The organism is Shewanella sp. cp20 (genome assembly GCF_000832025.1).
Classification (GTDB): domain Bacteria; phylum Pseudomonadota; class Gammaproteobacteria; order Enterobacterales; family Shewanellaceae; genus Shewanella.
On record NZ_JPII01000017.1, the window covers coordinates 33340 to 60002 of the forward strand.

26 protein-coding genes are annotated in these 26663 nt (G+C 52.7%); 16 read left to right on the top strand and 10 right to left on the bottom strand.

Features of this window, described 5'->3' with window-relative positions:
* Positions 1-35 precede the first annotated feature (35 nt).
* The 11 genes from DB48_RS04875 (at position 36) to DB48_RS04925 (ending at position 10948) form a co-directional block, all read left to right on the top strand.
* A complete protein-coding gene (locus DB48_RS04875) occupies positions 36-479 on the top strand; it encodes a carboxymuconolactone decarboxylase family protein (protein ID WP_041509191.1) in 444 nt (147 codons plus the stop codon).
* Positions 480-1094: 615 nt separating this feature from the next.
* The gene (gene betI, locus DB48_RS04880) at positions 1095-1700 is read left to right on the top strand and encodes a transcriptional regulator BetI (protein WP_041509192.1); all 606 of its coding nucleotides are present in this window, start codon (positions 1095-1097) and stop codon (positions 1698-1700) included.
* Positions 1691-3154, top strand: coding sequence for a betaine-aldehyde dehydrogenase (gene betB / locus DB48_RS04885; protein ID WP_041509193.1), 1464 nt, complete (start codon positions 1691-1693; stop codon positions 3152-3154). The genes betI and betB overlap by 10 nt, the downstream gene beginning before the upstream one ends.
* A 9-nt stretch (positions 3155-3163) precedes the next feature.
* Positions 3164-4855: a choline dehydrogenase gene (gene betA, locus DB48_RS04890; protein ID WP_041509194.1), complete on the top strand. Its 1692-nt coding sequence runs from the start codon at positions 3164-3166 to the stop codon at positions 4853-4855.
* Between the two features lie 258 nt (positions 4856-5113).
* Positions 5114-6331, top strand: coding sequence for a choline transporter (locus tag DB48_RS04895; protein WP_041509195.1), 1218 nt, complete (start codon positions 5114-5116; stop codon positions 6329-6331).
* A gap of 49 nt (positions 6332-6380) precedes the next feature.
* On the top strand, positions 6381-7085 hold the full coding sequence (locus DB48_RS04900) for a TorF family putative porin (protein ID WP_041509196.1): 705 nt from the start codon (positions 6381-6383) through the stop codon (positions 7083-7085).
* A gap of 161 nt (positions 7086-7246) precedes the next feature.
* Positions 7247-7723, top strand: a complete 477-nt coding sequence (locus tag DB48_RS04905) for a MarR family winged helix-turn-helix transcriptional regulator (RefSeq protein WP_041509527.1) — start codon at positions 7247-7249, stop codon at positions 7721-7723.
* Between the two features lie 2 nt (positions 7724-7725).
* A complete protein-coding gene (locus DB48_RS04910) occupies positions 7726-8646 on the top strand; it encodes a patatin-like phospholipase family protein (RefSeq protein WP_082035582.1) in 921 nt (306 codons plus the stop codon).
* Between the two features lie 354 nt (positions 8647-9000).
* Complete coding sequence (gene pcaC, locus DB48_RS04915) at positions 9001-9387, top strand: 4-carboxymuconolactone decarboxylase (RefSeq protein WP_041509197.1); 387 nt, start codon at positions 9001-9003, stop codon at positions 9385-9387.
* A 518-nt stretch (positions 9388-9905) separates the two neighbouring features.
* On the top strand, positions 9906-10340 hold the full coding sequence (locus DB48_RS04920) for a hypothetical protein (RefSeq protein WP_041509198.1): 435 nt from the start codon (positions 9906-9908) through the stop codon (positions 10338-10340).
* A gap of 89 nt (positions 10341-10429) precedes the next feature.
* Entirely contained in the window at positions 10430-10948 is a 519-nt protein-coding gene (locus tag DB48_RS04925; RefSeq protein ID WP_041509199.1) for an NADPH-dependent FMN reductase, read from the top strand.
* A 99-nt stretch (positions 10949-11047) separates the two neighbouring features.
* Here DB48_RS04925 and DB48_RS04930 read toward each other — a convergent pair whose 3' ends face one another.
* Positions 11048-11683 carry a glutathione S-transferase gene (locus DB48_RS04930; protein WP_041509200.1) on the bottom strand — a complete coding sequence of 212 codons (636 nt, stop codon included), beginning with the start codon at positions 11681-11683 and terminating at the stop codon, positions 11048-11050.
* 202 nt (positions 11684-11885) lie between these two features.
* On the opposite strand from DB48_RS04930, the gene DB48_RS04935 reads away from it, so the two are divergent.
* Positions 11886-12485, top strand: coding sequence for a TetR/AcrR family transcriptional regulator (locus DB48_RS04935; protein ID WP_041509201.1), 600 nt, complete (start codon positions 11886-11888; stop codon positions 12483-12485).
* Between the two features lie 34 nt (positions 12486-12519).
* On the opposite strand, the gene DB48_RS04940 is transcribed toward DB48_RS04935, so the two are convergent.
* Positions 12520-13389 (bottom strand): SPFH domain-containing protein, encoded by an 870-nt coding sequence (locus DB48_RS04940; protein WP_235375342.1) that lies wholly within the window; start codon positions 13387-13389, stop codon positions 12520-12522.
* Between the two features lie 12 nt (positions 13390-13401).
* The gene (locus DB48_RS04945; protein ID WP_041509202.1) at positions 13402-14100 is read right to left on the bottom strand and encodes a DUF2461 domain-containing protein; all 699 of its coding nucleotides are present in this window, start codon (positions 14098-14100) and stop codon (positions 13402-13404) included.
* 326 nt (positions 14101-14426) lie between these two features.
* Here DB48_RS04945 and DB48_RS04950 point away from each other — a divergent pair, with 326 nt between their 5' ends.
* The 3 genes from DB48_RS04950 to DB48_RS04960 all read left to right on the top strand — a co-directional run bounded on the left by DB48_RS04950 (position 14427) and on the right by DB48_RS04960 (position 17145).
* The gene (locus DB48_RS04950) at positions 14427-14879 is read left to right on the top strand and encodes a YaiI/YqxD family protein (protein WP_041509203.1); all 453 of its coding nucleotides are present in this window, start codon (positions 14427-14429) and stop codon (positions 14877-14879) included.
* 266 nt (positions 14880-15145) lie between these two features.
* The gene (locus DB48_RS04955; RefSeq protein ID WP_041509530.1) at positions 15146-16237 is read left to right on the top strand and encodes a PfkB family carbohydrate kinase; all 1092 of its coding nucleotides are present in this window, start codon (positions 15146-15148) and stop codon (positions 16235-16237) included.
* Entirely contained in the window at positions 16231-17145 is a 915-nt protein-coding gene (locus tag DB48_RS04960) for a pseudouridine-5'-phosphate glycosidase (protein WP_041509204.1), read from the top strand. Before DB48_RS04955 ends, DB48_RS04960 begins: the two co-directional genes overlap by 7 nt.
* Before the next feature lie 80 nt (positions 17146-17225).
* On the opposite strand, the gene DB48_RS04965 is transcribed toward DB48_RS04960, so the two are convergent.
* From DB48_RS04965 to DB48_RS04975, 3 genes are all read right to left on the bottom strand, one after another.
* Positions 17226-17762 (bottom strand): NUDIX domain-containing protein, encoded by a 537-nt coding sequence (locus DB48_RS04965; RefSeq protein ID WP_041509205.1) that lies wholly within the window; start codon positions 17760-17762, stop codon positions 17226-17228.
* A 55-nt stretch (positions 17763-17817) separates the two neighbouring features.
* A complete protein-coding gene (locus DB48_RS04970; protein ID WP_041509206.1) occupies positions 17818-18519 on the bottom strand; it encodes a tRNA (adenine(22)-N(1))-methyltransferase in 702 nt (233 codons plus the stop codon).
* 145 nt (positions 18520-18664) lie between these two features.
* Positions 18665-18913 (bottom strand): hypothetical protein, encoded by a 249-nt coding sequence (locus DB48_RS04975; protein ID WP_041509207.1) that lies wholly within the window; start codon positions 18911-18913, stop codon positions 18665-18667.
* Between the two features lie 356 nt (positions 18914-19269).
* Between DB48_RS04975 and DB48_RS04980 the strand changes: the two genes are divergently transcribed.
* Positions 19270-21099 (top strand): S8 family serine peptidase, encoded by a 1830-nt coding sequence (locus tag DB48_RS04980; protein WP_041509208.1) that lies wholly within the window; start codon positions 19270-19272, stop codon positions 21097-21099.
* Positions 21100-21381: 282 nt separating this feature from the next.
* Here DB48_RS04980 and rsmS read toward each other — a convergent pair whose 3' ends face one another.
* The 4 genes from rsmS to DB48_RS05000 form a co-directional block, all read right to left on the bottom strand.
* Positions 21382-21576: a pleiotropic regulatory protein RsmS gene (gene rsmS / locus DB48_RS04985; protein WP_041509209.1), complete on the bottom strand. Its 195-nt coding sequence runs from the start codon at positions 21574-21576 to the stop codon at positions 21382-21384.
* A 141-nt stretch (positions 21577-21717) separates the two neighbouring features.
* Positions 21718-24129 carry a TonB-dependent receptor plug domain-containing protein gene (locus tag DB48_RS04990; RefSeq protein WP_041509210.1) on the bottom strand — a complete coding sequence of 804 codons (2412 nt, stop codon included), beginning with the start codon at positions 24127-24129 and terminating at the stop codon, positions 21718-21720.
* A 462-nt stretch (positions 24130-24591) separates the two neighbouring features.
* Complete coding sequence (locus DB48_RS04995; protein ID WP_235375343.1) at positions 24592-24984, bottom strand: hypothetical protein; 393 nt, start codon at positions 24982-24984, stop codon at positions 24592-24594.
* A gap of 5 nt (positions 24985-24989) precedes the next feature.
* Positions 24990-26558, bottom strand: coding sequence for a S41 family peptidase (locus DB48_RS05000; RefSeq protein WP_041509212.1), 1569 nt, complete (start codon positions 26556-26558; stop codon positions 24990-24992).
* Positions 26559-26663: the final 105 nt, after the last annotated feature.

Consider the following 26663-nt stretch of genomic DNA (forward strand, 5'->3'; position numbering starts at 1 on the left):
ATGCTGATGCTGACTCGTTTAACGGAGGAAGCAAGATGAGTATAAACATAGATTACGCCAAGGTGGCACCAGAGGCTCTGGCTATCTTAATCAGCCAGGAAAACTATCTAAAGCAAGTATTTAGTCAGCAAGATAAGTTGGGGCTGGCGGAACTTGAACTGGTAAAGCTGCATATATCCCAGGTGAATCAGTGCGCCTTTTGTATCAATATGCACACCAAGGCGGCACTGGAGCTAGGGGTAAGCCTGGACAAGATTGCTGGCCTCAGTGCCTGGCGCGGCCTGCCTTATTACACAGAGGCGGAGCGTGAGGCGCTCAGTTGGGCCGGGCAGTTTTTCTTGCCGCAGATCCCCTCTGAGGCAGTTGAACGGGCGCGGTGCTATTTTGGTGACAAGGCCCTGGTCGACCTGACCCTAGGGATCAACGCCATCAATAGTTGGAACCGCCTGTGTAAGGCGTTCAAACCCAGCCTGGCCTAGTCGCCTTGTGCCAGCCATGCCGAATTGGTCAAGCCGTGTTAATTACACGGCGCTAGTGAGATGGCGCTAATTGCATTGTATTAATTACAGAGTGCCAATCACGGCGCACCAATCACAGTGCAAGATAAAAGGGAGATGGAGTGAGTCGTAAGTGAGATTGCCATCTATTTGGCATCAGGGCTTGGCTCACTTCATCACTTTCTCACTTCATTACTTTCTTACTTCATCAATTCTTCACTTCCTCAGTTCCCCACTTTCCTCCTTTGTCTCTGTCCCTGTCCCAGAGCTTGAGGTCTTGGTGTTTTAGATAAAAGTTATTGCTGCAACTATTTGTCCGCGTTCCAACATCGGCCAAATGTTGGGGTTGTAACCATTTTCTGTTAACGAATAATTTCAAAAAATATTTCGTTAACAATTTCGCGCAAACCACCCTCAAAAATATCGCTATTGAACAATAGCTTATGTGTAGCGCCTGCCTCTCATCTTTTCTTTAAAAAAACTGTGATTAGCCGCGCAAAATTAGTAATTGGGTTGATAGTTACATCTCTAACTATTACCATTGTTATTAATTGAACGTTCAATTAACTAATTTTTAGACAGGGAGAAGTGGGTTTTATGGCACGTCCTCAGATGAAATCGGTAAGGCAACAGCAACTCATCGATGCCACCTTAGTCTCTGTCGAGCGACACGGTTTACACCACACCACGATCAACACCATCAGCGGCCTGGCGGGCATGTCATCGGGCATTATCAGCCACTATTTCGGGGGTAAGCAGGGGCTGATCGAGGCCACGCTGAAGTATCTATTGGATGAGCTGAAGCAGGCGCTGCTGGCAAGGACCTTAGGCAAGACACTGACCCCCATGGAACGCCTGTTTATGATCGTTGAGGCCAACTTTACCGAGCTGCAACGATCGAGCGCCGCCACCAAGACCTGGCTGAGCTTCTGGTCACAGGCGATGCACGACCCAGGACTCGCCAGACTGCAATGCATCAACCATCAACGCCTCTATGCCAATCTTAAATATTCTTTTCGTCCCTTACTCGGCGCGGCGGCCGCCTGTGAAGCGGCTAAACAGACGGCGGCGATGATCGATGGTTTTTGGCTACGCAGTGCGCTTAGCGCCTCACCAGAGAAAGATTTTGAGCAAGCTCAACAGTTATGTAAGTCCTTCATTGAGACTCGAGTGATGCAGTACGGAGAAAATGAATGTCACTAGTTGTATACCAAAATTACGTTCACGGTCGTTACCTGAGTAACGCAAGCGGTGAAACCTTCGATGTGGTCAATCCCGCGACGGGCGAGGTGGACTACCGCGTCGAAGTGGCCGACGACAAGATCAAACAGGCCGCCATCGACAGCGCCAAGGCGGGATTTGCCCTCTGGTCATCGATGACGCCCATGGAGCGCAGTCGTATTCTGCTTAAGGCGGTCGCCTTGCTGCGCGAACACAACGATGCCCTGGCGGCGATCGAAGTACAAGACACGGGTAAGCCTTGGCAAGAAGCCTCTGTGGTCGATGTGGTGACTGGCGCAGATGCCATCGAATTCTTTGCCGGGCTGGCGCCTAGCATAGAGGGGAATCAGCAGAGTGTGGGAGACGATTTCTATTACACTCGCCGTGAACCTCTGGGGATCTGTGCCGGTATCGGTGCCTGGAACTATCCGCTGCAGATCGCCTGTTGGAAATCTGCGCCGGCGCTAGCCTGTGGCAACGTGATGTTATTTAAGCCTTCCGAGGAGACGCCGCGCGGTGCCATGAAACTGGCGGAGATCTTCACCGAGGCGGGCGTACCCGATGGTGTATTTAACGTGATCCAGGGCGATGGACGAGTCGGTGCCTGGTTAACCCACCATGAGGAGATCGCTAAGGTCTCCTTTACCGGCGAGGTAGGCACAGGCACTAAGGTGATGGCCGCGGCGGCCAGCACCCTGAAAGAGGTGACCATGGAGCTGGGCGGCAAGTCGCCGCTGATCATCTTTGACGATGCCGATCTCGACAATGCCGTGTCGGCCGCCATGCTGGCCAACTTCTACACTCAGGGCGAGATTTGTACCAATGGTACCCGCGTCTTCGTGCACAAGGATGTCTACCCGCGCTTCATCGAGCAGTTACTCGAGCGTACTCAAAACAATATTGTCTGCGGCGATCCCATGGATGAGGCGACCAACTTCGGCGCTCTGATCTCCAAAGACCATCAACGCAAGGTGCTCGACTATATTGCCCTCGGTCAATCGGAAGGGGCGACCCTGCTAACCGGTGGCAAGGCCTTAAGCCCACAGAGTGCGCCTAACGGCTGCTTTGTCGCCCCCACCATCTTCACCGATTGCCAAGACGAGATGACAATCGTGAGAGAAGAGATCTTTGGCCCAGTGATGTCTGTGCTCACCTTCGACGATGAGCAAGAGGTGATTGCGCGCGCCAACGATACCCGTCTCGGCCTCGCCGCCGGGGTGTTTACCCAAGACATTACCCGTGCACACAGGGTGATTCATCAATTGCAGGCGGGGATCTGCTGGATAAATGCCTATGGCGCCTCGCCGTCAGAAATGCCGGTCGGTGGCTACAAGATGTCGGGCATTGGCCGCGAAAACGGCACAGAGACGCTAAAGGCCTACACCCAGATCAAGGCCGTGTATGTTGGCATGACGCCCCTTGAAAGCCCATTTTAAGGAGCGCCCATGACAGATACGACACAAAAATATGATTACATCATAGTCGGCGCCGGTAGCGCGGGCTGTGTGCTGGCCAACCGCTTGTCGCAAGATCCCAACAACAGGGTGCTGTTGCTGGAAACCGGCGGCAGCGACAAGAGCATCTTCATCCAGATGCCAACCGCACTGTCTATCCCGATGAATACCAAGAAGTATGCCTGGCAGTTTGAGACCGAGGCGGAACCTTACCTGGATAATCGCCGCATGCATTGTCCGCGCGGCAAGGTGCTTGGTGGCTCTTCGTCGATCAATGGCATGGTTTATGTGAGAGGCCATGCGCGTGACTTCAATGAGTGGCAGCAGGCGGGTGCTAAAGGCTGGGATTATGCCCATTGTCTGCCCTATTTTAAGAAGGCCGAAACCTGGGTCTTCGGCGGTGATGCCTATCGCGGTGACACCGGTCCGCTTGGGGTTAACAATGGCAACCAGATGAAGAACCCCTTGTATCAGGCATTTGTCGATGCGGGTGTCGATGCGGGCTATTTGTCGACCCAAGATTACAACGGCGCCCAGCAAGAGGGCTTTGGCCCCATGCACATGACGGTCAAAAACGGGGTGCGTTGGTCGACGGCCAACGCCTACCTGAGACCGGCGATGAAGCGCAGCAACCTGACGGTGATCACCCATGCGCTTGTGCATAAGGTACTGCTTGAAGGGAAGCGCGCCACAGGTGTGCGTTTCGAGCGTAAGGGCAAAGTGCAACAGGTGCTGGCGGCCAAAGAGGTGGTGTTATCGGCAGGTTCTATCGGCTCGCCGCACCTGTTGCAGCTGTCGGGCATAGGGGCGGCCGATGTGCTCGCCTCGGCGGGTGTCGAGCTGGCTCACGAGCTACCGGGCGTCGGTCAGAACCTGCAGGATCATCTGGAGTTTTATTTCCAGTTTAAGTGCCTTAAGCCTATCTCCCTCAACGGCAAACTCGACCCGTTAAACAAGCTGTTTATCGGTACCCGTTGGATACTGAACAAGTCTGGCTTGGGGGCGACCAACCATTTCGAGTCCTGCGGCTTTATTCGCTCCAAGGCGGGACTGGAATGGCCGGATCTGCAGTATCACTTCCTGCCGGCGGCCATGCGCTACGACGGTAGGGAAGCCTTTGCCGGACACGGTTTTCAGGTGCATATCGGCCATAACAAGCCTAAGAGTCGCGGCGCGGTCACCCTGGCGAGTGCCGACCCTAAGGTGGCGCCAAAGATACAGTTTAATTACCTGTCGCACCCCGAGGATATCGAGGGCTTTAGAGCCTGTGTGCGCCTGACCCGGGAGATCATCAATCAACCCGCGCTAGATGAGTATCGCGGCGAAGAGATCCAGCCTGGGATCGGCGTACAGAGTGACGAGGCCATCGATAAATTTGTCCGCAGTGCGGTAGAGAGCGCGTATCACCCCTCGTGTTCCTGCAAGATGGGCGAAGATGAGATGGCAGTGGTCAATAGCGAGACCAAGGTGCATGGCATCGACGGGCTAAGGGTGGTGGACTCCTCCATCTTCCCGACAATCCCCAACGGCAACCTTAACGCACCGACCATCATGGTGGCCGAGCGCGCCGCCGACCTTATCTTGGGGAAAGGCGTGCTGTCACCCAGTGATGCCGAGGTCGTGATAGCACCCGACTGGCAAGAGGCGCAGCGTCAGCATGCGCCGAAGAGGGCGGTTATCTGAGCAAAGCCGCTGACTAAAGTGTCTGGATAGATTCAACCGGGCCTAAGGCCAGCCTAAGCCGACAGCGTCTCTCGGGGCAAATCGGCTAAATGGCCTAATCCGTCAAAAACCGTTTATCAGGGTTTAAATATCGTTAAAGCGATATTTAAGGCTTGAGGGCTTCTTGCAGCCTTAAAACACGGTGATTGACACAAGACAAACTAAATAAAAATGAGTTAACACCATGTTTAATTTGAATTTTAATGTGAGGGAACAATGATGACCGCTTGGTTAACCATAGGGATCTTATTTACGTTCGCGGCGATAGCCTTCGTGCTGTATCGCTGGGGCAATGTGAAGTGTATCGGCGTGACGCCGGTGCGTACTTTTACCTTTATCGCCATTCTGTTTACCTCGGGTCTGGATGTGGGACTGATCATGTTTCCCCTGACCGAGTTTGCGGGCTATGCCGATCTGAGCACCAGCCCAGAGTATGGTTTTAGTAACCCGCTGGCTATCGAGTTTGGTTTCTGGGCCTTCTTGATTTGGGCGTTCTACTTCCTGACCTGTTTCTACTTCTGTGTGATTGAACCTAGGGTGAAGTTTTTCGAGATCCCGCTGGTGAAGTTTATCAATAACCTGGTGATCATCGGCACCTGTGCCTTTACCGCCTATCTGCTATTGACCAACTTGCCCTGGTATCTGCCGGAGATCGGCGACGGTGAATCTGTGGTCGGCACCTTCTATCTGATCGTCTTCGTGGTGATTGCCGCGGCAGTCTATTCCAGCACCAGCATTCGCTATGTACGCACCCTGAGCCTGGCCAGTACCTGGCTGTTTATCGGCTTGATCGCCCTGATGTGGGCCGGTGCCTTCCTCAGCCCCGAGTCGGGCGTGGGCGAGTTTGTGACCACCTTTGCCTTGTTGGGTGACTACTTCGGCAACCTGCATCACTTCGTCCTGCCGCTAAACGACTATCATGAATTTTACCTCTTCTGGTGGTTTGCCTGGAGCATCATGATAGGCCAGTTTACCTCGCGTTTCGTCGGTGGCATGAAGACCTATCAGGTGTTGATCGCCATGATGGTATTCCCCTCTATCCCCATCGCCATCTGGTTTAGCGTGCTCTATTACTACAGCGTCAACGAGATCGCCACCGCGGGCTTCTATAACATCGCCATGGTCACCGTAGGCATCACCTTCGTGGTGAACTCGTTAGATTCCTTGACCCGTCTTTATACCGACAACCTTAACCTCACGGTGCAGCGTTTCGGCAAGACCAAGTATGTGGTGGGCAATATTGTGCTGATGTCGGCGCTCACTCTGCTGTTTAGCCTCGACTTCTTACAGATCCAGTGGGTTGGCGCGCTGGCGATTGCCCTGATCTTGGCCTGTTTCGGTTACATAGTGGCGACCAAGTACCAGAAGGTGGCGGCCATTGAGCGCTCGCCAAAAGAAAACCAGATCGATTTCAACAAAATCGAATTGGCAAACTAATCTCAAATGCTAAGTGTGAAAATTAAAGTCATAAAATAAAGGGAAGATAATGAAACAATCTATCAAGCAATTGGCGCTTTGTGGTCTACTCCTGTTACCCGCTAGTGCGATGGCAGGCCTGAGTTCGACCGTCAATCTGACTTCAGATTACACCTTTAACGGTGTGAGCCAGACAGACAACGGCCCGGCGCTACAGGCAAGTTTAGATTATGGTGTCGATTCTGGTTGGTATGTAGGTACCTGGGCGTCAAATGTCGATTTCGGTGCGGGCGATGATACCTGGCTGGAGTGGGACTTTTACGCGGGTAAGTATATGGCCCTTACCGAGCGCGTGTCATTGGACGCGGGTATCGCCTATTACACCTATCACGGCGACTCCTTTTCAGATGACTATCAGTACCCGGAAGCCTACGCTAAGTTTGGTTACGCGTCGTCTGTGGGCCAGAGTGAGCTGAACTTCTGGTATTCCTGGGACTACTTTGGCGTCGATGCGGGCCACTACATCATGATGGCGGCGCATACCTTTACCCTGGCCGAAGGCCATGATATTCGCATCAGCTTCGATCGCTCGACCTCACAAGATGAAGACAAATGGTCGTGGAACGGTGACGATGCCTATAACCATTATCGCGTCGAGTACATGACCAGCTGGAAAGGGTTCGACTTTAACCTTGCCGCTGAAGACACAAGCATGGATACTGACAACAGCGATACCCGCGCTGTGCTATCTGTGTCACGTACCTTTGCTTTTTAAGCGTGATACGGCCAATGGCGATGTGATATAGCCTTAGGTTATAGACAGAAGTCATTAGTGCAAAAGCAGAGCAAGCGATAAGTTTGTTCTGCTTTTTTTCTATTTGAAGCATGAGTCTAGATAACATTTCTGGTATGGTGCGGCTGAAACGAGAGGAGATTATGGAAAAGTACGAACAACTACTGATTTCGCTGCGCCGTGTGATCCGCGCCATCGACATACATTCTCGCCAGCTGAATAAGCAGTCTGGCCTAACGGGCCCTCAGTTAATGGTGATGCAGACCATTGCCGCCTACGACCGTCCGCTGGCCAAGGAGATCGCTCAGGAAGTGGCCCTCAGCCCTGCCACGGTTGCCACCATTATCGACCGCCTCGAGGCGCGGGATCTGGTGGTGAGAACCCGTAGCGAGTCAGACAAGCGCAAGTGGCACCTGTCCCTTAGCGAGGCCGGCATAGATATTCTCAAGGCCGCGCCTAAGCCGCTACAGGATCACTTTATCAAGCGTTATCAAAACCTTGAAGACTGGGAACAGAGCCAGTTGCTCTCTGCCGTCGAGCGTATCGCCTCCATGATGGATGCCCAGGAGCTGGATGCGGCCCCTGTACTCCTGGTGGGACAGATCCAGGCGGAAGAATAACCGTGACGGGCGCAGTATTGCCTGACTTTGCAGCCGGCCGACATGAGGCGGCGGAGCTTAGGGTCGATAATTGCGCCTTAGTGCTGGAAGGGGGCGGCCTGCGGGCCATCTATACCGCAGGTGTGCTCGATGCCCTGCTACATGCGGGGATCCATTTTCAGTATCTGGTGGGCGTCTCCGCCGGCGCCATCTATCCCGCCTCCTACCTCTCGCGTCAGCTGGGGCGTAACCTTACCATTCAGCAAAATTTCCTCGCCGACAAGCGCTACATGGGGCTCAAACACCTGCTGCGCACCGGCAACTATGTCAACACCGACTTTACCTATCGGCGCATGGCCCATGAGCTGGTGCCCTATGATTTCGAGGCCTTTAGTCACAGTGAGGCCGAGTTTAAGGTGGGGGCCTTTAACTGCCTGACCGGCGAGACCGACTTCTTCGGCATGGCGGACTTTGCCGATCACGACACCTTCTTAGAGGTGCTCATCGCCTCCAGTAGTCTGCCCTTCATCTCTAAACCGACCTGGCTTGGCGACACGCCCTATCTCGATGGTGGCATAGGTGCGCCTATTCCCCTGGCTCAGGCCCGTGCAGATGGCTTTAAGCGCCAGGTGGTGATCCTCACCCAGGAGAGTGACTATCGCAAATCCGCCTTTAAGGCCAAATGGCTGGCCAGGCGCCTCTATCGTCGCTATCCCAAGGTGGCCAATGCCCTTATCGAGCGCCACCACACCTATAACCGGGCGCTGGATGAGCTAGCGAAGGCAGAATCCGAGGGCAGCGCCCTGGTGCTGCAACCCGCCACGCCACTCGGCTTGTCGCGCTTGGAGCGGGATGTCAGCAAGGTCGAGGCCGTCTATCGCCGCGGTCTTGAGGAGGGCAAGGCCTTTATCCCGCAGCTGCTGGCGTTTATCGCTAAGGGCTAATAACTCACACCTAAGGCTTCAGGTTTAACACCTAAGGCTTCAGGTTTAACACCTAGCGTTTTACGTCTAATACTCAGTCGCTAATCCCCAATGCCTGCTGGCTAGACTCTCATACCTATCACTCTGTCTCGATGCGCCTTGTCTGCTAAGCCGCTATTCCTTGATCACTGCGTGCGCTACGTTCCAAGTGCTATGTTCCAAGCGCTATTTTCTAAGCGCTATAGTAATTCGCGGGTGCCCTAATGCTTTAGCCGCAGAGGGGCAGGTTTTGGTTGATCTTTGTCCAGTTTCCAAGCACCTTTAGAGGCTGTTTTGTCAAAGTCTCAATTGAATCATGATGTTAAAGGAGTTCCCATGGATAAGGTCAAGTATGAAAAAGGGTTAGGCGTCAGGCGCGAGGTGATGGGCGATGAGTTTGTCGACAGGGCGCTGTCATCGGCCAGCGATTTTACCCAGCCACTCCAGGAGCTGGTGACCCGTAACGCCTGGGGCGAGGTGTGGGCCAGAGAGGGACTCGACAGGCGCACCCGCAGCTTGATCACTATCGCCACTCTGGCTGCCCTCAAGGCTTCCACCGAACTCAAGGGCCATGTGCGCGGCGCGTTGCGTAATGGCTGCAGCGTCGAGGAGATCCAGGAGGTGCTGCTGCATGCCACCGTGTATTGCGGCATGCCGGCTGGGGTCGAGGCGTTTAGGGCGGCGAATGAGGTGATTTCGGAGTGGCAGGAAGGGGAGTCATAAGGGGACTCTTGCCCTTTGGTTTCTGTTGTAGCAATTACCGGGATTGTTATTGGAAGGGGCGTTGAAGGTCGAACCTTAATGTTAGTTAATTGCTTGCAGCAGGCTTTTGTGTAGATACATCTGCTACACGCCGACTCTTTATCTCAAAGAGAGTCGTCCATGGAGGCTCGGCGATGGCATCCATGCCATCGACGTCGGCAGATGCATCTACACCAAGTTTTTTGTCTCTTCGATTTGGCTTTAGTTGTGCTGATTGAATGAGTGGTCTTTGAGAGAGTATATGACTGGGCTTTTCGAGGTTTAAGTACGAACTGGTCATCTTCTGGTTTTCTGTGCACTCTTTCAGTTGCCTTCAGATGAGCAAGAGATGGTTGGTAATTTATTGAACATGTAAGTAGGATTAACCAATTTAGGATTGGTACTGCTAAAGCCTGCTTCAGTTCCATTTCTAGCTTTATTTTTAGCGGGCAACTAGATAAGTCCTTAATGGGGCGTTTACATAAAAAGGATATTTTGCATTGAGAAAGTTTTTAGATGGATTTTATTGGGGATTGGGTTTCGCTGTTGCCGTTTTATCTGTTTTTGTTACTTATGTGGTCGTCGGTCATGGCGAGGTAGAAAGAAGCTACCAAGAGTCTATGGACAAATGGCGGTCTGAGAACATTAGGTCATTTGTTGATGTCTTGGAGCTAGAACTAATTGAGGCAAAAAGAGTAGGTAACGAAATTCTAATAACGACAAAAATGAATAATTTGGGTTTTACAGCTAATTCGCTTGGACTCTCACTAAGATTTAGTCTCTATACAACCTCTGGTGCTTTCATGGGGCAATGTACTGATGCTATACCAGGTGTGGACTCTAAAGAGGAAAAAATAGACATGCTCTCAGTATGTACAACAAAATTTTATCCAGCAGAGGACTTTGAGAAGGCAACCCTGGCTGTCGTCAGGTAACAGAGGCATAAAGTTTTTATAGTTATAGTCTTTCGCTTGTGTATTAATAATGTGGGCTGTGGTTTGTAGAAAACTGAAAGGATTCGAACTTGAAGATATTAGCTATCTCTGGAAGTCTTAGGAAAGACTCTTACAATATGGCCTTACTTAAAGCCGTGAAGGCAAGTTCACCCTGCGGTGTCGAGATTAGGATATTTAATGGTCTTGCCGATATTCCTCCTTTTAATCCTGATATCGAACCGTCGAATGACCCAAATGTCATGGCGTTGAAGACGCTTGTCGCACAGTCGGATGGATTATTCATCTCAAGTCCAGAATATGCTCACGGAGTAAGTGGTGTCTTGAAGAATGCCTTAGATTGGTTGGTCAGCGGAGAAGAGTTTGTTTGTATGCCTGTCGCAATATTTAATACATCACCACGAGCCTTTCATGCACTCGAATCACTACATGAAATAATCCGCACTATGTCAGGTAAAATTGTAGAGGAGGCCTGCATTACGCTGCCATTACTTAGCAGTAACTTTTCATGTGAAGATATCCTCAGTGATAGCAGCATGTCAGCGTCTATTGAGCATGCTATAAAAGTCTTTACCTCTTCGGTGAGTTGATCAAAGGTGGATGCTTTCGTAAATTGCAGCCACTGTACCGTATGATTAGGGCGAGCTTCAGCATTTAAGCTCGCCACCATAGTTTCTTCTACCTCAAATTTAGCCGTTGACGGCTATGATGGCGGGGCGTTGTTCCATCTTGGTGAGCCAGGCGGTGAGGTTGGGCTGGTCGTCGCTTGGGGTGATCTCCAGGTGCTTGATGAAGCTCATCATCACGTAGGCGGTGATGTCGGCGATGGAGAACTTCTGTCCGGCGACAAAGGGCTGCAGGCTAAGCTGCTGCTCTAGCGTCGGCAGAAACTCTAACACTCTCAGGCGGGACTCTTCTCCCCAGGCCTCGACGCAGCGCTCTCTGTCTTCATACACCTTAGTGATGTTTCTAAAGGCCTGGAAGGCGACGAATAGGCCCTGCAGCTCGCAGATCCGCTGCCACATCTCAACCTGGGCCTTCTCTAGCGGCGTGTCGCCAAACAGCGAGTGTGCTGGCGCAGTGATTTCGTCGAAGTAGCGGCAGATGGCCACAGACTCACACAGGGTCTGGCCGTCGTCGAGTGCCAGCACTGGGATGCGGCCGTTGACGCTGATGGCCTTGAACTGGTCACTCAGGTTGTCGCCGGCGCGCAGGTTGAGGCTCTCACGCTCAAGGCCAAGGGCTTGCTCGTTGATGCCGAGTTCCTTTAGGAAGATATTGACGCGTCGGGCGCTGGGGGTCATGGCTAATTCGAAGAGTTTCATCTATCCCTCTCTGACTCTTGTCGTTGTTTATTCTGTTGATGTCTATCTTGTTGGTATTTACTTTGTCGATATTTACTTGAGTTCTGTCAGGCCGTTTGGCTTTAACTGAACGCTCGTTTAGAATAGAATCTAATTCATTTCTAAACGTTCGGTCAAGAAACTTGTTATGAACGTATGTGACTAATTCAGAGCAAAATCATCTATGGCGAGAAGTTGTAATTTCGATAGACAAGACAAGCTGATAGCAGCCATGGAGCTGTTTTGGCAGAAGGGCTATGCCGACACCTCGGTGGCGGATCTGGTGGCGCACCTTAAGATTAACCGTTTCAGCCTGTATAACAGCTTCGGTGATAAGTTGAGCCTGTACCGCGAGGCCCTGGGCTATTATCTGGCGCATTACGCCCAGCCAAGAATCACTCCCTTGCTGGCCGATGATGCCGATCTGCAGTCGATTGTCGACTATATTCAGGCGTTTGTGGCCCTGCAGGCCGAGCAGCCCTATGGCTGCTTTATGCAGAATGCGGTGCTGGAGAAGTACCTTAGCGATGAGGTGGTGCAGCAGCTTTGTGGCGAGTTGTTCGATGGTCTACATGAGGCCTTTGCGCGGGTGCTTACAGATGAGCAGCGCCTTGGGCGTGTGAACAGTGAGGTGAATCCCCAGGAGGTGGCCAGCTTCCTGGTGATGCAACTGCAAGGCATTCGGGTGCTGGGTAAGGCGAAGCAGTACGCGCTCATCGAGCAAGCCCGCCGAGTGTTGGCGGGCTATCTCGACGGACTATTTCTAAGGGCTATCACAGACTAGCCTAAAGGGCTGGGGCCCTAAATAAGCGAGAAGCTTATTTGGCGCCTTTAATCAGCGGGATGCCGTTGGTGCCCACCGGAATATAGACGGTGGTGTGATTGGGCGAGTCGGCCATCTTGAGCTGGGCGTTAATCGCCTCGTGCTGCAGATAGTTGGGGGTCAGGGTCTCGTTGATGATCTTCTGCGCCTGGGCGATACCCTTGGCCTCTTCGATGCGGATCTCGGCGTCCTTCTGGGCGATCTCCTTCTGGGTCTCCTTCTCCGACAACAGCTGCTGGGCGGCCAGCTTCTTCTCGACCGCGATGGCGACTATGTCGGGGTAGTTGATGTTACCCACAATCACGTTGTTGAGCTGAAAGGGCGAGGTCTTGAGGTAGTCTTTGAGCTTGACCGACACCGCCTGGGCGATCTCCGAGCGGTTTTCTTTCAGCGCCACACTGTCATAACGTTGCACCTCGTCACGCACATAGGTGCGAAAGGTCTCGCGCACGAAACGCACATACCAGTTTTCGGCGCCATATTGCTCTACTACCTGCTGCACCGTGCCGGACTTGATGGCGATCACCGCATGGAAGTTAAAGCTGATGTTGAGATCGTCCTTGGCGAGGATCTTGAAGTTTTCCGTGTAGGTGTTGGGGCGCATGTCGATGTTGATCACCTCGTTGCGCCACAGGGAGACACCATAGTTGCTGGGGCCTATGAGGGTGCCGCGATAGCCACCAGCGCCGAAGATGCGAGGCTTCTCAAACACATAGCCCTCTTCACCCGCCGGGGTGTTAGGGTTGGTGCAGCCCGTTAGGCCAGTGGCCAGCGGCAGCACGACCAGGAGCGGTGCGATAAATTTCAGACGGCCGAGTCCGCTTAGGCGTGGGCCGAAAGTCTTGTTGGCGTTACGATTAAACATCAAAAATCCTTTTTAATAATCTAGGTCCAGGGCGAAACAGAGGTAGCCCATGAGTTTGTTGACCTGGCTAAACTGCTTGGCGCACCAAGTATCGAAATCCTCGGCAAACAGCTGCCGGGTGTCGAGTGGTTTGATGGCGATAAAGTCTTTGCGCTTGAGTTCATCTAGCATGGGGTGATGCTTGTCGAAGCCCTTGGGCGGGCGCTGCAGGCTGTCACCCTCCATGTTAAATCCAGCGTCGCTCAGCTGCTTGAGCGCCTGTTTGTAGGCGTTGGGGTTGTCGTCGATGCAGCTGCGGATCTGGTTTAAGGCCTTGCTGTCTGGATGCCAGATGCCGGCGCCGAGGAAGCAGCCATCGTTGGCGATATGCAGGTAGAGGCCGGGGGCGTGCACATCTTTGCCCTGGAAGTGGCGAAACTGTATGCCGACGTTGACTTTATAAGGGGTCTTGTCCTTGCTAAAGCGGGCATCGCGTTGGGGGCGCATCAGGCTGCCACCCACCTTCTTGGGCACGGCCGTGAGGCGCGGCGAGAGCTGGGCGATATGGGGCGCCATGGCACTGATAAAGTTGAGCGCCGGGGTGCGTACCTTGGCCTCATACTCGTTTTGGTGGCTCTTGAACCAGTCGCGCTCGTTATTGCTGGCTAATTTGGCGAGAAAGTCGAGGCAGTCTGGGGTAAATATGGCTTCCCTGGGGGCCGATGTGGTCATAATCTGTGCCCTATGTCCTAATTATCAATATCTTGGCTAAATTACCATATTCCCTGCAAAGGGTGTTAATGCCAGGTTATACCAATCACAGTAAACATGTGATCAGAAATAGCGCAGGAAAAACGCTTGAGAACAAAGCAGGATTTTTAGATAAGTCGTATTCTACAATTAAAAATACTAATACAGTTATCGAGCGTTTTAACAAGCTAGAATGATCAATTATTTATTACGATTGGTATTAGTGCATTCTGCGAAGGGCGATAGCCGCTTGCTATGTTATAGTGCGCTCCATGCTCAACGCTATGTCGATATAACAGGAAAGAGAGATGAAAATTTGGGTCGATGCCGATGCCTGCCCGGGTGTGATTAAGGAGATATTGTTTCGCGCCGCCGAGCGCGCCGAGATCGCCGTGACCTTAGTGGCCAACCATGCCATGCGTATTCCGCCGTCGCGTTTTATCCAGCTGGTGACAGTGTCGTCTGGGTTCGATGTGGCCGACAATGAGATAGTGAGGCGAGTCGACGCGGGCGATCTGGTGATCACCGCCGATATTCCCCTGGCCTCAGAGGTGATCGACAAGGGGGCGCTGGCGCTCAATCCCCGGGGCGAGCTGTACACCGAGCATAACATTAAGTCTATCCTCAACATGCGCGATTTCATGGACACCATGCGCGCCAGCGGCGTGCAGACCGGCGGCCCGGCCGCCATAGGCCAGAGTGAGAAACAGGCCTTCGGTAACCAGTTGGATCGCCTGATCACCAAACATCACAAACGCTAGGCTGGTGCCTCGTAACAACGAATCCCTAAGCGCCAGGTTGGCGCTTTTTTTGTGCCTAAATGTGAGTGCATACTGACGCCACAACGCCTGTCAGCCTGGGATTGTGCCCCGAGCCCTGTGAGGCGCACCTCACATAACTACTTGATTGTGAATTTGTTTGTCTTGCACTGGCGGCATAAATCGATTAACGTAAAACAAAAGTTTGCAATACAAACATTTGTTTGTTTTGCGGCGATATATCCTTAATGCTGAGTGAGATTGCCGTAATGACGGAACGTGAATTAGAAATCCTAGCACTACTCAAGCAAGACCCTCTGATCCCCCAGCAGGAGCTGGCGGATCGCCTTGGGATCAGCCGCTCTGCGGTGGCTGGTCATATCATGAACCTGACCAACAAAGGCATTATCCGTGGCAAGGGCTATATTCTGGCCGAAGCCAAGTTTGCCATGGTGGTCGGCGGGGCCAACATGGATATTCTCGGTCGCCCGGCTGCCAACCTGAGGGTGGGGGATTCTAACCCCGGCAGCGTCAGCTGCTCCCCAGGTGGTGTGGGGCGTAACATTGCCGAGAATCTGGCGCGCCTGGGCTCAGATACTCGCCTGATGACCGCAGTGGGCAAAGATGCCTATGGCCAGCAGATCGTCGAGCATTGTCAGCGCGCCGGTATCGACATGAAACCCAGCTTGCAGCTGAGCGATGGCGTGACCTCCACCTACCTCTCGGTGCTCGATGGTGACAGCGACATGCATGTGGCGATCAACGACATGGCGATCCTCGAGCGACTGGGCGTCGAGCAGCTCAAGAGTCAGCAGGAGATGTTCAAACGGGCCAGCCTCATCATAGTCGACGCCAACTTGTCTGATGCAGCCTTAGCCTACTTGCTGAGCAACTTTGCCGATATCCCGCTGTTTGTCGATACCGTTTCCTGCGCCAAGGCGGAGAAGATTAAGCCCTACCTGAGCGCGGTACATACCCTCAAGCCCAACCTTAAAGAGGCCGAGCAGCTCTCTGGCATCGCCATTGCCAACTATGGCGAGTTGCCTATGCTGGCCAACTGGTTCCATGAGCAGGGCGTGCAGCGAATATTCCTGAGCCTGGGAACCGATGGGGTGTTTTACAGCGATGGTCAGGAGCAGGCCCTTGTTCCAGCCATTCCAGTCGAGATGGTCAATGCCAACGGCGCCGGTGACGCCTTCCTCGCGGGCCTGGCCCACGGCTTTATTCAAGGTTGGTCGACCCGTCAGTCGACCGAGTTTGCCATGGCGGCGGCGGTGGTTGCCCTGTCGGATCTGGCAACCATCAATCCAAATATGTCTGAAATATCAGTTAACCGAGTTATCAAGGAGTCTCTATGTTAGCGCAGTACCTAGATATCAACCCAGAAGTGAAAGCGGCATTGGATGCCGGCCGTCCCGTGGTGGCACTGGAATCGACCATCATCTCTCACGGTATGCCTTATCCGCAAAATGTCGAGACTGCCCTGAAGGTAGAGCAGATCATCCGTGATAACGGCGCCGTGCCTGCCACTATCGCGATTCTCAAGGGACGCCTCAAGGTGGGCATGACCCATGAGGAGATCGAGTATCTGGGTAAGGCAGGTCAGGCAGTGATCAAGACCAGCCGCCGCGACATCCCCTTCATCGTGGCCAAGCAGGCCGATGGCGCCACCACGGTAGCCTCGACCATGATCCTGGCGGCGATGGCGGGCATCAAGGTGTTTGCGACCGGTGGTATCGGCGGCGTACATCGCGGCGCCCAGCAGACCTTCGATATCTCGGCGGATCTGCAGGAGCTGGCCAACACAGATGTGGCCGTGGTATGCGCCGGTGCCAAGTCGATTCTGGATATCGGCCTGACCCTAGAGTATCTGGAGACCCAAGGGGTGCCGGTGGTCGGTTATGAAACCGAGACTCTGCCTGCCTTCTACACCCGCGAGAGTGATTTTGGTGTCGACTATCGCCTGGATACGCCTAAGCAGGTGGCCGATGCCATGACGGCCAAGTGGCAGATGGGCCTCAAGGGCGGCGTGGTTGTGGCTAATCCTATTCCTGCCGAGTATGCCCTGGATAAGGCGATGATCGATCAGGTGATTAAAGATGCCGTGGCCGAGATGGATGCCAAGGGGATCACGGGCAAGGCCTCTACGCCTTTCTTGTTGGCCAAGGTCGCCGAGAAGACCGAAGGCAGCAGCCTGGCCGCCAATATCCAGCTGGTGTTTAACAATGCTAAGCTGGCGGCGCAAATCGCCAGTGAATACAGCCGTTAAGGGTAATCTGACGGTGATAAAAAAGAGCGCTTAGGCGCTCTTTTTTTGTGAGTTTACGGGGCGTTTATCTTGAGATGATTTTAATTTGTGAGCAGCTCATCGACGATACGCCTTAGCAGGTAGGTCTCGCGCTCGATAGACAGGCCCTTCTTAGCGCTGTGGGCCATGGTATGTTCGTTGTGGGCGATCGCCTCATGAATATCTATCCATACCGGGCGCATGCCGTTTTGCAGTTCATGGTGCTCGAGCCTAGTATCGCCAAGCTCCTCGCCAGTTGCGCAGACAAAGCAGTAAGACTCCATCTGCACGAAGTCGAATCCTGGCTTGTGCCAGGGACGAAACTCCTGATAGCGACCGAACTCACTCAATATCTGTATGGTATGGGCGCCGGTTTCCTCTTCCAGCTCTCTCAGTAGCGCCTGGCGAATATCTTCGCCCTCATCCACACCGCCGCCGGGAATGCTGTAGTCGTGATAGCGCTCGGTGTAGAGCATTAATATTTGGCTGTCTCTGAGCACTATGGCCCGCGCCGCACGGCGTGTGAAGCCCTGTCCGGTTATCTCCTCTGGCGTGGCGGCGTTAAGGTCGGGATGTAGGGTGGATTTCAGCAGACGCATAAATTGACTCACTTGAAGAAGTAATAAGCAAAGGGAAAAGGTGGAAACTAGCAGGTTAGGCGCTAAGCAAGTCTAGCTGCGCCTGATAATCTGAGATGGCGCGCTCAAGCAGCGGTTTCTGCTCCTGCTTACTGCCTCTGATCACCTGATGGTAGTGTTTCAGCAGACGCCTTAGGTAGGCCTGCTGCAACTCAAACGGCGCCTGTGACCAGAGGTTGTCGCCAATCGCCGTGATGGGACGCTCGCCGCGGCGCGCCACATGCAAAAGCTCGTAGCAGCGCTTGTTCTCGCTGATGAGCCGCTCGTCGAAGTATCTGAGCCTTAGGATATCGAGTCTCTCTCTGAGCTGATAGGTGTGATGCACGGGGCAGAGCAGAAACTCTATCTCTTGGCCCAGTGCGTCGGCGCGCTGTTGAATCGCGCTCACCAGCTCGCCGGTGAGTTCGCCGCCGACGCCGGCGATGATCACCAAGTGCGGCGTCTCGCTGGGATAGTCGGCCAACGGCAGCTTGGCCACATCCATACAGTGCACCTGCCAGCGGCTCGCGCCTGTTGTGGGCGGAAAGAAGCGTTCGAGCTTGCCCTGCAGGCTCTGCATGATACCTGGGATGATATCGACGAAATGCACGTTTGTGGCGGCCTCTTGCCTTAGCAGGGCGGCGCCGAGCAGGCCGTGATCGCAGCAGCAGTCCCAGATATGTTGGTAAGGGCCATCGACCATGGCCTGCAGGTGAGAGAGGCGTTGACTGAGTTTCAAGCTATGACTCGTTATAGGTGATACATGATACGTGATACTTGGTAGCGCGATAGTATGATAGTGGGTCTGTACTGCCTTGCAGGCACAGCTGATGCTATATCGTATCTGGGCTTAAAATTCCTAGGCGGGCTTACTTTAGGCGAGGCTAGAGCAGCTCGATCTCCAGTTCGATATCCGTGCAACCTTTCTTACAAAACACACCGTAGTGGCCGGTTTGTGCCTTCTCTGTGGGTACGATTAACTGCAGTGGTTGTTTACAGGTCTGGCAATCGACCCGGTTGCCCTTAAACAGCCGCTTGATCAGGTTCTTCTGCTCGTTAAAGGAGCTGGCCGTGCTCTTGTTGATGGCCGAGAAGTCTATCGATTGGCTTGAGGCCTTGGCATTATTTGTCATCGTCAATGTCGTCAATGGTGGCAAATGAGCCCCTAGTATACCAGCCTTGGCGCTTTGCAACAGCGCTTTTACCCGCCGTGTCGCCGGCTTTATACATGGCCTAGCCGCTTGTCTGGTGAGGCAATGAGCTGGCCAGCGAATGCTACTGCCAAACAAATTGTACGCCTGTGCAACATATGTTTATTTTTTGTTAACGTCTTGTTGCCTTTGAGTTGGTGTGATAGCTTGTGCCTTGTTGTGTGGTAGTAAATGCCAAATCAGGTCGCAATTGAAGAGAGAAATACCGCGGCATTTGCTATTCAGGGAAGTTCTAATAAAAAGACTCTTAACAAAATAAATATAATGGAGAGACCTCTATGAAGTTAACTAAGTTGGCAAGTGCAGTAATGGCATTAAGTGTTGGCCTATCAACTCAGGCATTTGCCGATGATGATCGTTACATCATCCAGGTAGACAATGGCAGTAAGGGTGTCGTTAAGGCACTGGCAAAGCAGCTAGGCGCACAGATCCACGTTGATGGTGACGGCTTTATCGCTGCAACCTTTACGGGCAAAGATTTGGCCCAGGTCAAGGGACTGTTAAATAACCCACATGTAAAATTAGTCGAGGCGGATCAGCGTCGTCATCTGATGAGCTTTAGCGATGACGCGGGCAACCCGATGACGCAGCAGGTTACACCTTACGCCGTGTATCAGTCACAGGCCGATCAGGTAACCTTCAATGCGGCTGCTGGCATGAAGGTGTGTGTCATCGACTCTGGTCTGGACGCGTCTAACCCAGATTTCGTTTGGAACAACATCACAGGTGACAACGATTCGGGTACGGGTAACTGGAACGTCAACGGCGGTCCACACGGTACTCACGTTGCCGGTACTATCGGTGCCGCTGACAACAATGTTGGTGTGATCGGTATGGCGCCTGGCGTCGATATGCACATCATCAAGGTATTTAACGCCGAAGGTTGGGGTTACTCATCTGATCTGGCACACGCCACAAACCTGTGTAGCGCGGCCGGTGCCAACATCATCAGCATGAGCCTAGGTGGCGGCGGATCAAACTCTACCGAATCTAATGCCTTCCAAGCCTTCGTCGATGCGGGCGGCCTAGTGGTTGCTGCGGCGGGTAACGATGGTAACAGCGTACGTTCATACCCAGCTGGTTACCCATCTGTCATGATGGTGGGCGCGAACGATGCGAACAACAACATCGCCGATTTCTCTCAGTTCCCATCTTGTACTTCGGGTCGTGGTCCTAAGGCGACTTCAGATGAAACTATCTGTGTGGAAGTGACTGCAGGTGGTGTAGATACACTGTCTACTTACCCAGCAGGCATGGCGACAGCGTCTAACCTGACTGCCGATGGTGCTTCATTTGCCAGCAGCGCAATGGAAAACTCAGGCGTGGTTTCTGGTAACACCTATTTCATGGGCACTGCCGAGGCGACCGATGCGGGCGCTAACGGTAACATCTGTGTGATCGATCGCGGTGCGATCTCTTTCCACGACAAGGTGGCTAACTGTGAAAACTCTGGTGGTATCGGTGCGATCATCATCAACAACGAGCCTGGCATGCTGTATGGCACACTAGGTGATACCAACACCACTTCTATCCCTGCAGTGGGTACTACACAGGAAGATCGCGCGGCGCTATTGGCGGCGAGCACTGCAACTGTGGATATCGGTACCTCTGATTACGGCTTCATGAGCGGTACTTCTATGGCAACGCCAGCCGTGTCTGGTATTGCGGCCCTGGTTTGGTCTAACCATAACCAGTGTACCGGTAGCGAGATCCGTGCGGCGCTGAAGGCGACAGCTATGGACAGTGGTGCACCGGGTAAAGATGAGTACTTCGGTTACGGTATCGTTCAGGCTGCGGCTGCCGATGCTTACCTGACGGCTAACGGCTGTGGTGGCGGAGACAATGGTGGCGGAAACAACGGCGGCGGTGATTTCTCTATCTCAGCGAATGGTTATAAGAGTAAGGGCGTTAAGAAAGTTGACTTGACCTTCTCTGGTGCCGCGGGTGCAAATGTAGATGTTTACCGTGACGGTGGCAAGATTGCGACCACTTCGGCAAGCAGCACCTACACTGACACCATCAACACTAAGGGCGGCGGAACTTACGTTTACAAAGCCTGTGACGAAGGTACTTCTACCTGTACTGCAGAGCAGACAGTTGTTTTCTAAACAGTGTCCCTGAGTAACACAAAAAACGCAGCCTAGGCTGCGTTTTTTTTATCGTTAAGTTTCAGATGAATAGACCGTTATTGAAGGTGTGATAGGGTAAAGCTAAGGTGCTGACTTTAGGCTTTATACCAATCACAATAATATCAATCACAGTAAACATGTGAGCAGGAATAGCGCAGGAAAAACGCTTGAGAACAAAGCAGGATTTTTAGATAAGTAGTTATTCTACAATTAAAAATTCTAATACAGTTATCGAGCGTTTTAACAAGCTAGAATGATCAATTATTTATGACGATTGGTATTAGTTAATTTTCTTTGCAGATCTTGCTTAACTATCTCTAATGCCGCCAGTGCCACATCTGGCTCAATCTCATGGCTCTCCAGAAGATAAATAAGGTCTACGGCGAGTTTAATTTCATCACTTGCGTCATCTAGGCCTGTCTTAGCGCTGGTTGAATCATTCGCTGCTTGTGTCATATTTTCCCCTCAGTTGCATGCTGTCGATTTTCACACAGCGCAGCGATGGGGACAAGTTGCCTAAGCTCTCACCTTGATGGCTGGTCGAGATAAAAAAAACAGGCCATAAATGGCCTGTTTGAGTGTGATGAACTGATGGGGTTAGTAGGTATATTTCGCTTCTAGGAAGAAGTAACCACCATTAAAGCCAAACGGGGTGTTGGTTAATGGGTAGACGAAGATACCATTGAAATTATTGCTGTCTGGGCGCTTCTCTGGGTAGACATCAAACAGGTTTTGCGCGCCGGCGGTAAAGCTTAGTGCATCGGTTGCCGCATACTGCACCGACAGATCCATTATCCACTGGTCGCTGTAATTTACGTCGCCCGATGAATAGCCCACAGTATAGTCGCCGAAGTAGCTTAGACGAATATTGGTCTTAAAGTCGCCGAGTCTATGGGTGAGCCCCAGGTTGCCCGTGTTATTTGGCGTCGCCGAGGTCATACGGGTTTGTTCGATACGATTGAAGAGCTCTTTACCTACGCCGTCTAAGATCTGCGGGAAATGGATGTCTTGTATTTCCGTTTTGTTATAGGCATAGGCCAGGTTGGCTTGCAGGTCGCCCCAGGAACCGATATCAAAGTCCTGGCTTATCACCAGGTCGACGCCACGGGTACGGGTATCGACTGCGTTGATGAAGAAGCGCGCCGACTCGGCATTGGTGCCTGCCAATGCCTGTGCAACGGCCGGTGAATCATCAGGCGTGACCGAGCTTGACAAGATGATGCGGTCATCGACAGAGATTTGATAGGCATCCAAGGTCAGTGCCAGGCCTGCATCGTTACGATAGACCAGACCCAGACTGAAAGATTGTGATAACTCTGGAGCCAGCTCGTTGATCCCTAAGCCTTTCGTTACCGGTGACAGGGTGTTGAACGTACCCGATTCAGTCGGTACCAACTGACCCGTGACAGGATCTGGATTGAACAGGGTAGAGATATTGCTGAAGTACAGCTGCTGCACGCTAGGTGCTCTAAAGCCTGTGTTGATGGTGCCGCGCAGCGCTAAGTTGTCGGTAAGATCATAACGGCCCGCCAGCTTCCAGCTGGTGTTGTCGCCGAAGTCTGAATAGTCCTCGTAACGTAGTGCCGCCGCCCAGTAAAACTCATCGGTTAACTGGTTTTCGAGCTCGACATAAACGCCTGTGTTATTGCGGGTCTCGTCGACTTCAGATTCTGGGGTAAAGCCCGAAAATCCCTGGCTACCGGCGGCGCGGTTATCAAAACCACCATTGATGTAGGAACCCCTCTCGCCAGCCTCGATTTGGTAACCATTTTGGCGCCATGAAATACCTGCGGCAAAGAGTATCTCTGAGTCATTTGCAAAGGAAAAATAGCGTGACGCATCGATATTTAAGTTGGTTTCCCGGGTCGACAATGTGCCTGCATCAAACTCGGTTGGGCTGTCGGGGCCTAAAGATGCGTTTAATGTGTTAACAATATTGTAGTTAAATGCATTTTCGCCGTGGCCTGCGGATGTGTCGATATCCCACTCACCTAGGCTGAATTCATAGCCAAGCACTATCGAGGTGTCGATAATGTCGGGGTTGATCTGTGGCAAGAAACCATCGGGATAAATTTCGGTTAAGTTACGCTTATCTAGGGCTCTGCGGTAGAAGGCGCCAGATTTGGTTTCGCGTTTGCTCACGCCACCGAAGGCGTATAGCTTGCCATTATCTGAGATGGCCTTGGCGGCGTTGATAAACAAGCCTAAGTTGTCGTATTCGGCATCACCAACCTGGTGGCTCTTTCGATTAAATGTGGCTTCACGAGGGTCGAGTGAACCATCGGCCAATTCCGGATACTGCTGACGAGGATCTAACCCAGCGCGGTTAGTGCTGTCTTTATGGTGGGCTTCGAGTGAGACATTGATGAAGCCGTCGTCACCCAGGGCGATACCATGGTTGGCACCCACTCGCCACTGTTCACCGTCACCGGCGTAGGTTTGGCCCGCTTGCGCCGACAGGCTACCACCCTGTTCACTGTCTTTTAGCACCACGTTGATGACGCCGGCGATAGCGTCGGAACCATACTGGGCCGATGCGCCGTCACGTAGGATCTCGATACGTTTGATGGCCGTCATTGGAATGGCGTTTAAGTCGACGTTAGAAGAGCCTTTACCGACAGTGCCGCTCAAGTGGACCAATGCCGAGCCGTGGCGACGTTTACCGTTGACCAGCACTAGGGTGTGATCCGGTGATAGGCCGCGCAGGCTTGCCGGACGTACGGCATCTGAGCCATCGGTTACCGATGAGAATGGAAAGCTGTAACTTGGTGCGGCAAATTGCAGAGCCTTAGCCGTTTCTGTCATCCCCGTCGATTCGAGCTGCTCAGCGGTGATAATGTCCACCGGCGCCACGCTATCTGTGGCGGTACGCAGTGCGATACGTGAACCTATGATCTCGATTTTTTCGAAGCTGGCTTGTTGAGCTAAGCTGGCTTGTTGATCTTCAGCTTGGACGTTAGGAAGGATGAGTGCAGATGACACTGCTAATGCGGAAACAGCTAAGCGCATAAGGCCTCTTAATAAAATGTATGTAAAACAATAATGAGAAGGGCGCGATAGTATCACTGTAACAATTGTTACATTTAGAAGGATATGTACTAACTCATTGCCGACGGTTCTATTGGGCACGCATGCTGCTATAGAGAGGGGAAAGCCTTTCTCGCCAAACGCAATCCTCGAGCCTGGTGATGCTTGAGGGCTGCTAATGGCTTTGAACTATGAGTCACTGTGTGGCGGATATTAAGATCATCCAGGCCCGATGATGAGGTTGGCGGCGAGCAGATAAGAGTGTGCTGCCCATAAAAAAACGGCTGCTTTATAAAGCAGCCGTCGTGGGGAAGATGCATCTTGATGGGCATATTGTCAACTCGCTTGATTAAGCCTGACATTCTCTGCCCGGGTGAACAGGCCGGGCTCAAATTGAAGCGCTTATTCAGTCTAGCTTATTCAGCCTAGCTTGTTCAGACGGCCTTATTCGGCTTGGCACTGGGTGACTTCCAGCGGCGCACTGCGATGCTCTTCGGCATCTGTGACAAAACACTTATCACCGCTTATCCAAAGCTGCACTATTTGCGGCAGCTCGAAGCTGCGGCCCATTAACAGCTGACCGTTAGGATCCGTATGGGGAGTGCGCTCCAGCGCCAATCGACTGTTTTGGGTAAATGCATCTGCCGCCAGGGTCACCTTGTTCATCTGCAACAGTTTGGCGATGGCGTTTTCCAGCTCGGCCAGACTCTCGGCACTGGGTTCGCTGACTATTGCAGGCACAGGATCAGGCAAAGCAGCGTCTTGTGCCTGTAGTGAGCAGCCCATGAGCGCTAACGGCATAGTGCTGACCATGATACGAATTAAGCGTTTCATCATAAATCCTACTTAGGCTGAGTCAGGATACGGTTATTGAGTAGAATATTTTGATTGCGGGTATCTTCCAGCATATAACCGACATCGATAAACAGAGGCTTCGCCTGGGTACGGGACGCTTTTGCTACCTGGGTAGGACAGCTATTGTTGTCACGGTAGTAGAGCGCCGCGGCCAGCTGGCTCTCCTCTTTATCGCCCAGGGCGTGGCTAAAGTCATCGGCTATGTCACAGCCAGGCACTTCGCTTTGCAGCGTCGGGCTGCTGCTGGGGACGAAACCATCTGAATAGTCGCCGAAGCCCTTGTCGTTTTCCCCCTTAAACTGAATGCTAAAGTAGGTATTGCCGCAGTTGGGGGTCGGGTAGAAGCCATAGGGCTTACCACAGGTAGTACCGCCAATCTGAATCACCTCGACATTTATGCCACGCAGGCTATTGATCAGCGACTCACTGGCGGAGCAGGTTCTGTTGGTGGTGAGTACATATACCCGGGAGAGGTTGAGGCTGGGCAGGCTCTGTCCGCTCGACAAGAGGCTGGGGTTAAAGCCGAAGGTCTTATCGTAGAAAGGGTTAGGGGTTAGGGTTTCACCCGTGACAGGATTCTTGGTGGGATATTTGTCATTGAAGGTTACTTGCTCGAAGATACGGTCTTTCGTCGCCTGCTCACCGGCAATCATGTAGCCCAGCTGGCTGGCCATGGCCAGTAAGCCGCCGCCGTTGTAGCGCAGGTCTAACACCAGGTCGTCGACCTTGGCATTGGCCAGTGTGTTAATGGCATCGTATAGGCCGCGCTCTGCGGTGGCGATATGAGCGTTGAACTGCATATAACCTATGGTTCCCGATGGGGTAGCGAGTACCTTGGTATTTTGCACAGGTGTCGAGACCACGGTTTGCGCCGTCAGCACCACATCGCGCGTCTGGCTGGCGCCGAGATCTTGAAGGGTGAAGCGGGTCTGTTGACCTGCGTCCTCGGGGAACAGGCCCTTGTTGAGAATGCCTATCGAGGCACTGTCGCTGGCATCTTTCACGCTCACGCCATCGATACTGACAACGACAGCACCACGGGCGATATTGGCGTTGGTCGCGGGAGAATTGGGCTCAGTGTAGGCGACGGTGACCTTTCTGTCTGTTGTGCCACTGGCCTGTTGCAGATAGAAACTCATGCCATAACCCACGGACGCGCCCGATTGGTTGAGCTGCTCCCATTCGCTGGTGGGCATAGAGAAGTGGAATTGGTCTTTCGGCTTGCCCGAGGCGGACAGGTTTTCGGTTTTCAGGAGATCGAAATATTCCAGGACCTGGTAAGGGGCCGGGTCTCTGTCGATGATCTCGCTGTACCAGAGATAGGTGTCGTTGCTCCATGAGCGTAACCAGAGTTTTTCCTTGAGACCCGCATCGCATTGGTTGGCCAGTTGTGCATAGGGGATAAATTCTCCCTCGACCCACTTCACCGTGCCGCCTGTGCCTGTACTTGGCCCAGAACTATCACCGCCACCGCCACCGCCACCGCCGCCACAGCCTGTGAGCAAGAGGCCAGATGCAATCAGACTTGTTATCAGAGTATTTGAGATTGACTTCATAAATAATCCTTTATTATTAAACTCTTGTATTTTGGTGGGTTGCAATTGTTAACGGGTCTCATGTGGTTATACATGGAGGCAACAATTTATTGACCATCTTAGCTA